Raw genomic sequence first — 9219 nt, 5'->3', positions numbered from 1 at the left:
GTCAGCCCAGGATCCCTATGGGCCGGCATGGCAGGCATTGTGCGAGGCGCACGGCGCCCAGGCGGAGCAGTTTCATGCCCGCAAAGGGCAGGCGCTGATCTGGTGCGCCAATCTGCTGCATGGTGGCAGCAGCGTGCGCGATCCCCGGCGCACCCGCNGGTCGCAGGTGACGCATTATTATTTCGATGATTGCATTTATTATACCCCCGCTTTTTCGGATGAAGCGTTGGGCAGGCTCGATAGACGCAGCCCCGTCGACATTCGCGACGGCCGCCCGCGTCAGGGCCGCTATCTCGGTGAGCAGGTCGACGAAACGTCGCCCCGGCGGCCTGTCGCTGGCTTCCTGGGTCGGCTTCGTTCACGCCTCCGCCGGTAAGCGCGGCGCACTGGCATTTTCCCGTTCGACATGGCCGGGGGCGGCGGTGTTTCCTTCGCGAGTTTGAATATCGGCCCGTTTCATGCACGATCTGCCGTGATCGTGCGAAAGTGGGGCGGTGTCCTTCGGTTGGCGTTGAGGGTTTTTCCAGCTGTCCATGCAGGGTTGATGGAGCAGAAGTGTCCGGCTCCTCATGCCTCGGTCTTGCCTGTTTCGTTTGCGTGAGGTTATCGATTGCGGCACGGACGGCCGACAGCTAACCGATGTTGGCGAGATCCCGCTCTTATTGCGATAGGTAATGTTCAGAAAACGCTTCATCACGCTTGTCATGTGCAGTGCTCTGGGAGCCTGCTCGACACTACCGTCCAGTGGCCCGACAGGCCTGCAGGTCCGTAAAAGCGCGGAGGCCGCGCCAGGCGGTGAAAACATCAAGATCGTCGAGGTTACGGATGCCTCGGCGCTGCCTGCGCAAGGCGGCAAGGACAAGTTGCCCTTGGCGAATCTCGCGCCACCGCCCACCGATATGGTCGGGCCGGGTGACGTCATGCTGATTTCCATTTACGAAGCGGGCATTCCGCTTTTCAGCGGCGGCACTGCGGTCGCAAACCCGTCGGTGCCCTATGATGCCGGCGTTAAGGTTCAGACGCTTCCCCCGACGAGAGTAGACGATAATGGAGACATTGTCGTTCCTTATGCGGGCAAGCTGCGTGTGGCCGGCAAGACGGCCTTCGAGGTGCAGAATCAGATCCGCAATGCCTTGCGAGGCCGCTCGCAGGACCCGCAGGTTCTGGTCAACATCACCCAGGTGATCAGTAATTCGGTCATAGTGGGCGGGGAGGTCGCCAATCCGGGTCGGATTGTCCTTCAGACGAATCGGGAACGGCTTTCCGATGTCGTGGCGCTTGCGGGCGGCCAGCGTGGGAACACCAAGGATCTGGCTCTACGGGTGGTGCGTGGATCGCGCGTGGCCGAACTGCGCTTCAGTGACCTGCTGGATAATCCCGAAGCCGATGTGCCGGCCTATCCTGGTGATCGATTGACGGTCGTTCAGGACCCTCTCTCATTTTCCGTTCTCGGCGCCTCGGGCCGAGTGCAGCAGATACCTTTCGGCCGTTCGACGATGTCGCTTGCCGAATCCGTGGCGACGGCTGGTGGCGCGAATCCAAATCTCGGGGACCCACAGGCGATTTTTGTGTTTCGCTATGTCAAGGATCAGGATGGAAAGGCTCATCCTGTTGTCTATCATTTCAACATGATGAATACCGGAACCTACTTCCTGGCCCAAAAATTCATGATGGCTAACAATGATATACTTTACTTTGGCAGCGCTAGGGCAAACCAGCCTAGCAAGCTGATTCAGCTTATCAGCCAGCTATTCTCGCCCGTTGTGGCTGTTACCAATTCCATCGATATCTTGCAGAATAACTGACGGGTGCGCGAAAGAATTTGAACTGGAACGATCCGGCGATCGGCCTCAGATGAAACGGCTTCCGACCTGTGGTGGCTCTCGGCAATGCGGATAAGGCCGATGCCGGGAAGATGCGGCAGGGCCTGGCTGGCGCTGTCGGCGCATCTCGATGCGGCGCGGGTAGCGCCGCGCGCTTATCTGACCGCCTCATGGTGGTGGCTGCGTGGCAAGCGGTTGCGCGCGCGCAGCCAGTTTGCGCCACTTCTCGGCGTATCGTCCAAAGCCTATCAACTTTGGATTCTGAAGCAGATCGGCGGTGAAGATAGGAGCGCCAGGCACGCATCACCGCCTATTGTGGCGCTCGTGGACATCGGGGTTGGGCGGATTGGCCTGAACGAAACTCTGCTCAGCCTGACGGCCGCCGGCGTGCCGGCGCATTTGGTGGACAGCGGCAACGTCTCGGCGCTTGCTGAAACGGTCCGGCAAATCGATTGGCAAGAAAAGCCCTGGCTGATGCCGATCATGGCCGGCGATATAGTGGCACCCGCAGCCGTCCAGGCCTATCGCGCGGCCATCATCGGATCGGAAACGCGGATCATCTACGCCGACGACGACTTGGTCGATGGAAGGGGGAGGCGCATTGCGCCCCATTTCAAGCCGAGCTGGAATAGCGAGCTTTTCCGTCACTTCGACTATATGACGGGCGCCTGTATCGCGCGAGCCCAGCCGGAAGATCTGGAGGGGCTGTCCGGTGAGGACTGGGCGGGGCGGCTTGTCGCGTCGCTTGCGGCACGCACGGTTCCCCTGCACTTGCCGCAAGTGCTGCATCATCGCCGCCGGCGTCCCCGCCCGCGCATTCCCGCGACGTTCCATACGCCGGGCGGCGGCTTGCCGCCGGTCAGCGTGATCATACCCACCCGCAATCGGCACGATCTGTTGCATACGTGCCTCGCTGGATTGGAGAATACCGACTATCCGGATCTCGAGATAATCATCGTCGATAACGATAGCGATGATCCGGCGACGTTGGCCTATCTCTCTGGTCTCGATCCAGTGCGTTACCGGGTGCTGCGCCATCCTGGCCCCTTCAACTTTTCCGCGATGAACAATCGCGCGGCATCCGAGGCCCGGGGGCAGTTGCTGTGCCTGCTCAACAACGACATAGAAGTCGTAACGCCAGGCTGGCTGAAGGCGATGGCCACACAGGCATTGCGGGAGGATGTCGGCGCGGTGGGGGCGCAACTGCTCTATCCTGACGGACGTATTCAGCACGCAGGCGTGGTTCTGGGCGTCGGGGGAGCCGCCGCCCATGCCCATCGGCTGCTGCGCCCGAATGAGGAAGGCTATTTTCATCGCCATGCCCTCCCGCAATTCACCTCGGCGGTGACGGCTGCCTGCCTGGTCGTGATGCGTCCCCGCTTTCTTGCGGTAGGCGGACTCGATGAAGGCAGGTTTGCGGTCGCCTTCAACGATGTGGATTTGTGCATGCGCTTGAATCGCCGGGGTTGGCAGTCACTTTACGAGCCGAGGGCGATGCTGATTCATCATGAATCCGTCTCACGGGGATTCGATCGTGACCCCATCGGCGCCGCGCGACTGGCCAGGGAACTGGCGGCGCTCCAGGAGCTTTGGGGCACAGGCGAGCGGATCGATCCGTTCCATCATCCGGAACTTAGCCGGTTTAGCGAGCGCTTTGTGGTGAGGTTATAAAGGGTGGACATGAAGGCTCGATCCTATCCTTCGTCGCCGATCCGGCTCGCTCTGCCGGATGTGACCCTCTGCGCGGTGACTTCGGTGAACGTGAAAGCCACGGTGCGAGCGCTGAGCGCCAGCCTCGAACAGGTGGCCTTCGCCGATTGCATGCTGTTCACCGATGTGCCCGTCCAACCCGAACATCCGGGAATACGGGTTGTCCCCATCGATCATCTCGATTCAGCGGCGGCATATTCGAAATTCCTCCTCAGCGAGTTGGTGAGGCATGTGGAGACTTCGCACTGCCTCGTCGTTCAATGGGACGGGCATGTGCTCGATGCCCGGCGCTGGCGACCGGAATTTCTCGAATATGACTATATCGGCGCAACCTGGCCCCAGTTTGATGATGGCCATGATGTCGGCAATGGCGGTTTCTCGCTACGCAGCCGCCGCTTGATGGAAGCCTGCCAGGCCTTGGACTTCATATCCGGGCATCCCGAGGACGTGGCCATCTGCCGCACCAACCGCGCATTTCTGGAAGCGCGGGGCATTCGCTTCGCGCCACGTGCGCTTGCCGATCTGTTTGCCGCGGAGCGGGCCGCCGATGTCGGAACCACTTTCGGTTTCCATGGCGTGTTCAATATGCCTCGCATCATGGACAACGAGGCTTTCTGGGAAGCCTATCGCAGCCTCGATAACCGTTCGAGCCTGCGCCCGGACTTTTTGGGTCTCCTGAAGTCGCTCCGCGGCGGCCGCAGGGGCTTGGCCCGATCGTTGCGCATGATCGCTGATCGGGCATACGATATCGCGCGCGGATAAGTGGAAACGCCTCCCACTGCCGGTTGAGCTCACGCTTCGGGCTTCTGTTCGGACTTGCCGAGCTCAGGGCTTCGGGTTGTGGATTTCCATCACTTGCTCCCCCGCTCCCCGAACGCCACCGCCGCGCCCAGCAGGCCGGGCTGGGGGTGGGTGATGAGGCGGATGGGCATGGCGGCCATCATTTCCTGGTAGCGGCCCTTGGCGACGAAGCGGTCGGCGAAGCCGGAGCGGGGGAGGTGGCGGGCCAGGCGCGCGCCGACGCCGCCGGCGATCACCACGGCATTGGCGCCCTGCACCAACGCGATGTCGCCCGCGACGCTGCCGAGCGCGAGGCAGAAGCGGTCGAGCGCGGCGGCCGCCAGCGGATCGCTGCCCTCGATCGCGGCGGTCCACAGGTCCTTGTCCTCGCGCGGCGGCACCGGCTGGCCTTCGATGGCGGCGATGGCGGCGTGGATCGCGGCGAGGCCGGGGCCGGCCACCACCCGTTCGGTGGAGACGCGGCGATGCTGCGCGCGCAGCCGGGCGAGCACGGCCTCCTCCAGCGGATCGAGCGGGGCATAGTCGCCATGGCCGCCCTCGGTCTCGATCACGAACTGCCGGCCGCCGCGCCGGAGCAGCGAGGCGACGCCGAGGCCCGTGCCGGGGCCGACGATCGAGATCACGCCTTCCGTGGGCAGCGGCCGGTCAGGCCCGGCGATGTGGAGGAAATCCTCCGGTCCGGCATGGGCCACGGCATGGCCGACCGCGCCGAAATCGTTGATCAGCACCAGCTCGTCGACGCCGATCTCGTCCGCCAGCGTTGCCGGGCGGATCAGCCAGCTATTGTTGGTGAGCTTCAGCGTATCGCCGCGGATGGGGGCGGCCACCGCGATGCCGGCGGCGCGCGGCAGCGGCCGGCCGATCCGCTGGGCGAAGGCCGCCCAGGCGAGCGGCAGGCTGGCATGGGCGGATGTCGGCAGCGTCACCGGATCGCCCAGATGGGTGACGCGGCCATTCTCGATCGTCGCCAGGGCGAAGCGGGCGTTGGTTCCCCCGATATCGCCGGCGACGATCTCCATGCCGTCAGTGGCCGAAGCGCTCGCGCAGCGCCAGCATGGCCAGCGCCGCCTTGGCAGCCTCGCCGCCCTTGTCCTTCTCGTCGGGGCGGGCGCGGGTCAGCGCCTGCGCCTCGTTCTCCACGGTCAATATGCCGTTGCCGATGGCGATGCCGTCCATGCTGAGCGCCATCAGGCCGCGCGCGCTTTCGTTGGAAACCACCTCGAAATGATAGGTTTCGCCGCGGATGACGACGCCGATCGCCACGAAGGCGTCGTAGCGGCCGGTTTCGGCCGCCAGCGCGATCGCGCCGGGTATCTCCAGCGCGCCCGGCACGGTCACCGTTTCATGCTTGTGGCCGCCTTCCTCGATCGCGGCGCGCGCGCCCTCGATCAGCAGGTCGTTCAGATGGTCGTAGAACCGCGCCTCGACGATCAGCACCTTCGCCATGGTCGTATCAGAGCCCTTCGGTGGAGATCGGCTGCTCGCCGATGATGTTGAGGCCGTAGCCCGAAAGCGCGATGAGCGTGTGGTGCGAATTGGTGAGCAGGATCATGTCGTGGATCCCCAGCTCCGCCAGGATCTGCGCGCCGATGCCGTAATCGCGCAGCTCGTTCATATCGTCCGAATCCGGGCCCTTGCCCTCGGCGCGGGCGCGCACCACGGTGGACATCGCGTTCACCAGCGCGCGGTTGATGATGACCACCACGCCCGATCCCGCTTCGTCGATCGCGCGCATCGCGCCCTGCAGCATGCCCGAACGGTCGTTCAGTTCGCCCAGCGAATCGTTGAAGATGTTGAGCGTGTGCATCCGCACCAGGGTGGGCTTGGCCGGATCGATATGGCCCTTCACCAGCGCCAGCGTCTCGGTGCCCACCGCCTTGTTGCGATAGGTGATCGCCCGCCATTCGCCGCCATAGCGGCTGTCGAACTTCGTTTCGGCCACCTTCTCGACATTATGGTCGTGGCGGCGGCGATAGGCGATCAGATCGCGGATCGTGCCGATCTTCAGATTGTGGAGCTGGGCGAAGGCGACGAGATCGTCCAGCCGCGCCATCGTCCCGTCATCCTTCATGATCTCGCAGATCACGCCGGAGGGGTTGAGGCCGGCCAGCCGCGCCACGTCCACCGCCGCCTCGGTATGGCCGGCGCGCACCAGCACGCCGCCCGGCCGGGCGACCAGCGGGAACACATGGCCCGGCGTCACGATATGCTCGGGGCCCTTGGAGGCGTCGATGGCGACCGCGATGGTGCGGGCGCGGTCGGCCGCGGAGATGCCGGTGGAAACCCCGTCGCGCGCCTCGATCGAAACGGTGAAGGCGGTTTCGTGGCGGGTGCCGTTGTGCCGGCTCATCAGGTTGAGGCCGAGCTGGTCGACCCGCTCCTTGGCCATGGCGAGGCAGATCAGCCCGCGGCCATATTTGGCCATGAAGTTGATCGCGTCCGGCGTCGCCATCTGCGCGGGGATGACGAGGTCGCCCTCATTCTCACGGTCCTCGTCGTCGACGAGGATGAACATGCGCCCGTTCTTGGCCTCGTCGATGATCTCTTCGGGGCTCGAAAGGAAGGCGTGGCGCAGGCGGGAAAGCTCTGGGTTACTGGACATGGCGTAGCTGCTCCATCCGCCCGAGATAGCGGGCGAGAATGTCGATTTCGACATGGATCGCGCGGCCGGGCGCGATGGTGTCGAAGGTGGTGTTCAGGGCGGTGTGGGGGATGATGTTGACGCCGAAATGCACGGCCCCGCCGGGCGCGTCGGCCACGTCGTTCACCGTCAGCGATATGCCGTCCAGCGCCACCGATCCCTTGGCCGCGATATAGGGGGCGATTTCCGGGCCGCCGGCGATCACGATGCGCTGCGAATCGCCCTCCGGCGTCACGGAAAGCACCTCGGCGATGCCGTCGACATGGCCGGTCACGATATGGCCGCCCAGTTCGTCGCCCACCTTCAGCGCGCGCTCCAGGTTCAGGCGCGCGCCCTCGTTCCAGCGGCCCTGCGCGGTGCGGGCCAGCGTTTCGGCGGAAATGTCCACGGCGAACCAGCCGGGGCCCTTGTCGACCACCGTCAGGCAGGCGCCCGAACAGGCGATCGACGCCCCCATGTCGATGGTCGCGGTGTCGTAGGCGGTGGCGATCCGGGCGCGCAGGTCGCCGCGCTGCTCGGTCGCGGTGATGGTGCCGATGTCCGTGATGATTCCGGTGAACATGCAGATGGGGTCCTATTCTCGGACGCGCTCGTAAACCTCAAGCCGATCGATGCCAAGCATCCGCTGATCGTGCAGCCGCCAGCGCCCGTGCGCGCCCTCCAGATGGACGAGGCCGATATCGGCGATGCCGGGCCGGCCCCCGCCGATGACGATCGGCGCGCGGTAGACCAGCAGGCGATCGACGAGGTCGGCGGCGAGGAAGGCGGCCGCCGCGCCCGCGCCGCCTTCCACCAGCACGTCCAGGGCCGGCGTGTCGGCGATCGCTTCCGGCCGGTCCACGGCGATCCAGCCGAACGGCGCCGCGCCATGGCCCAGCACGGCGCGCGCGGGCGATCGGTGCGCCAGCCCCGGCAGCCGCACGTCCAGCTTCGGGGCGTCCGCCTCCAGCGTGCCGCGCCCCACCAGGATCAGCTCGGCGCGGGCGCGTTCCAGATGCGCGTGGGCGCGGGCGGCGGGGCCGGTGATCCAGCGGCTCTCGCCCGATGCCAGCGCAATGCACCCGTCGATCGAAAGGCCAAGCTTCAGCGTCACATGCGGCCGGCCGTGCCTGGCCCGCATCAGGAAGCCGGCCATGGCGCGTTCCGCCTCGCGCGCGGCGATGCCGGTGGCGGTGGCGATGCCGGCCGCTTCCAGCCGGGCGATGCCGCGGCCGTCGGTGCGGGGATCGGGATCGCGGCAGGCGATCACAGCGCGGGCGATGCCGCTTGCGGCCAGCAGGTCGGCGCAGGCGGGGCCGCGCGGCGATTCATGCGCGCAGGGTTCCAGCGTCACATAAGCGGTGGCGCCGCGCGCGGCGGGGCCGGCGGCCTCCAGCGCCATCGCCTCGGCATGGGGGCGCCCGCCCGGCTGGGTCCAGCCCCGGCCGACGACGCGGCCGTCGTGCACGATCACGCAGCCGACGGCGGGGTTGGGCGCGGTCTGCCCCCGGCCGCGCGCGGCCAGCGCCAGCGCAGCGCCCATCCAGCGCGCGTCCCGGGCGGCGTCAGTCAACCTTGATGCCGAGCTGATCGGCCAGCCGGCGATATTCCTGCCGCTTCGCCTCGCGCTTCGCGTCCAGCTTCTTCTGGTCGATCTTCTGCTGGGCGATGATCTCGGCATCGCTGCGCGTGGCGGGCCAGCTCGGGATGAAATACATTTGGGGCTTGGGCGGATCGACCCGCGAATCGACATAGAATCCCGCCACCAGCAGCGCCGGGATCAGGACGGATATCAGGCCGATCAGCAGCTTGTGCCGCTGGTTGCCGGCCATGAAGGCGCGCAGGTCGCGCCACACGGCGGATGGCTTGGAAGGGCGGGGTATGGCCATGGCCGCCTAGATAAGCCCAGTGGGCCGCTTATGCCACCCTTGGCCGAAGGCCGCCCCGCCAGGCCCGAAGGCGGCGGGGCGGGTGGCGCCGGGGAGAGGGAGAAGAGCCGGCGCCGGTATCGGCCGGGGTCCGCCGTCAGGCCTGCATCTCGAACTTCACCCGCATCGTCCGCCAGCTTTCCACCGCCACACCGTCGCGGGTGGCGGGGCGGAAGCGCCATGCGCGCAGCGCCTGCCGTTTCGTCGCCTCGAAGAAGGCGGGATCGGTGGTGGAAACCTGCTCCACCGCCTTCACCCGCCCATCGGCGCCGATCAGCACGCGCACCACCACCACGCCCTCGATCTCCTGCCGCGCCATCCGCGCCGGATAATCGGG

General features: G+C 65.9%; 10 protein-coding genes and 1 pseudogene. 4 read left to right on the top strand and 7 right to left on the bottom strand.

The features are described 5' to 3' along the window. The 4 genes and pseudogenes from BHE75_RS22815 to BHE75_RS22800 form a co-directional block, all read left to right on the top strand. Nucleotides 1–376 (top strand): annotated as a pseudogene (locus BHE75_RS22815) (phytanoyl-CoA dioxygenase family protein); the annotation flags it as partial. Nucleotides 377–674: 298 nt separating this feature from the next. Next, the gene (locus BHE75_RS22810; RefSeq protein ID WP_070931869.1) at nucleotides 675–1805 is read left to right on the top strand and encodes a polysaccharide biosynthesis/export family protein; all 1131 of its coding nucleotides are present in this window, start codon (nucleotides 675–677) and stop codon (nucleotides 1803–1805) included. A gap of 99 nt (nucleotides 1806–1904) precedes the next feature. Then, complete coding sequence (locus BHE75_RS22805) at nucleotides 1905–3494, top strand: glycosyltransferase family 2 protein (RefSeq protein ID WP_070931871.1); 1590 nt, start codon at nucleotides 1905–1907, stop codon at nucleotides 3492–3494. 9 nt (nucleotides 3495–3503) lie between these two features. After that, nucleotides 3504–4295 (top strand): DUF5672 family protein, encoded by a 792-nt coding sequence (locus tag BHE75_RS22800; protein WP_070931875.1) that lies wholly within the window; start codon nucleotides 3504–3506, stop codon nucleotides 4293–4295. An 89-nt stretch (nucleotides 4296–4384) separates the two neighbouring features. On the opposite strand, the gene glk is transcribed toward BHE75_RS22800, so the two are convergent. From glk to BHE75_RS22765, 7 genes are all read right to left on the bottom strand, one after another. After that, nucleotides 4385–5353, bottom strand: coding sequence for a glucokinase (gene glk / locus BHE75_RS22795; RefSeq protein WP_070931877.1), 969 nt, complete (start codon nucleotides 5351–5353; stop codon nucleotides 4385–4387). Nucleotides 5354–5357: 4 nt separating this feature from the next. Next, the gene (gene ribH, locus BHE75_RS22790; RefSeq protein ID WP_015458938.1) at nucleotides 5358–5780 is read right to left on the bottom strand and encodes a 6,7-dimethyl-8-ribityllumazine synthase; all 423 of its coding nucleotides are present in this window, start codon (nucleotides 5778–5780) and stop codon (nucleotides 5358–5360) included. A 7-nt stretch (nucleotides 5781–5787) separates the two neighbouring features. Beyond that, the gene (gene ribB, locus BHE75_RS22785) at nucleotides 5788–6936 is read right to left on the bottom strand and encodes a 3,4-dihydroxy-2-butanone-4-phosphate synthase (RefSeq protein ID WP_015458939.1); all 1149 of its coding nucleotides are present in this window, start codon (nucleotides 6934–6936) and stop codon (nucleotides 5788–5790) included. Then, a complete protein-coding gene (locus BHE75_RS22780; protein WP_070931879.1) occupies nucleotides 6926–7537 on the bottom strand; it encodes a riboflavin synthase in 612 nt (203 codons plus the stop codon). The genes ribB and BHE75_RS22780 overlap by 11 nt, the downstream gene beginning before the upstream one ends. A 12-nt stretch (nucleotides 7538–7549) precedes the next feature. Further along, nucleotides 7550–8497: a bifunctional diaminohydroxyphosphoribosylaminopyrimidine deaminase/5-amino-6-(5-phosphoribosylamino)uracil reductase RibD gene (ribD, locus tag BHE75_RS22775; RefSeq protein ID WP_070931881.1), complete on the bottom strand. Its 948-nt coding sequence runs from the start codon at nucleotides 8495–8497 to the stop codon at nucleotides 7550–7552. Between the two features lie 22 nt (nucleotides 8498–8519). Then, nucleotides 8520–8843 (bottom strand): hypothetical protein, encoded by a 324-nt coding sequence (locus tag BHE75_RS22770; protein WP_015458942.1) that lies wholly within the window; start codon nucleotides 8841–8843, stop codon nucleotides 8520–8522. Between the two features lie 136 nt (nucleotides 8844–8979). After that, nucleotides 8980–9219: energy transducer TonB (locus BHE75_RS22765; protein WP_139181867.1), on the bottom strand; the 240-nt coding region annotated here is incomplete at its 5' end.

The organism is Edaphosphingomonas haloaromaticamans, assembly GCF_001853345.1.
Lineage (GTDB): Bacteria > Pseudomonadota > Alphaproteobacteria > Sphingomonadales > Sphingomonadaceae > Sphingomonas_E > Sphingomonas_E fennica.
Note: the sequence above shows the minus strand (reverse complement) of the source record. Positions and strands in the feature narration are given on the sequence as shown.